The following is a 479-nucleotide window of genomic DNA, read 5'->3' as shown; positions in this document are numbered from 1 at the left end:
TCTCAAGGTGGTCGTCGCGGTGCTCTGGCGGTACAGTCGCGGTGAGGTGAAACCACGTTGTTCCCCATGGCGGTCCCCATGTGTCGCCTATCCGGAAGGGCTCATATGCCAGGGCTAGGCCCGCACTGATCGAGATGGGTTCACCCTGGCCGACGACCCCGGGCCGGCTGTTCAACCCCTCGACGGTGTCGGTGACGGGGGCCCACTCGACGTTTAGGTGGCACACCGTGGTGGTCTCGGCGGGGCGAATCTTCTCAGCGAGATGGCGATGCACCCTGTCGTCAAGAATGGGGGCGTGATCATGCATTGGAGTCCCTGGCGGTTGCGACATTGACAACGGATAGTTTCAGTGTGAAGTGTAGTGACTAATACGGTTTAGTCAACCTGTTGAGTTAGGAATTGACCACACGATCTCCAAGAGCGCATTTCGGAGCGACTCGGGGCCCCTCGTCGAGGAGGATCGTGGTGTGGTCTAGGGG

1 protein-coding gene is annotated in these 479 nt (G+C 60.1%); it reads right to left on the bottom strand.

Going from position 1 to position 479, the window contains the following annotated elements; genetic code table 11:
• Positions 1–307: hypothetical protein (locus tag H9X80_RS08920; protein ID WP_204793992.1), on the bottom strand; the 307-nt coding region annotated here is incomplete at its 3' end.
• Between the last annotated feature and the right edge of the window lie 172 nt (positions 308–479).

The sequence above is a fragment of the Olsenella profusa genome, from assembly GCF_016900315.1.
GTDB classification, from domain to species: domain Bacteria; phylum Actinomycetota; class Coriobacteriia; order Coriobacteriales; family Atopobiaceae; genus Thermophilibacter; species Thermophilibacter profusus_A.
Note: the sequence above shows the minus strand (reverse complement) of the source record. Positions and strands in the feature narration are given on the sequence as shown.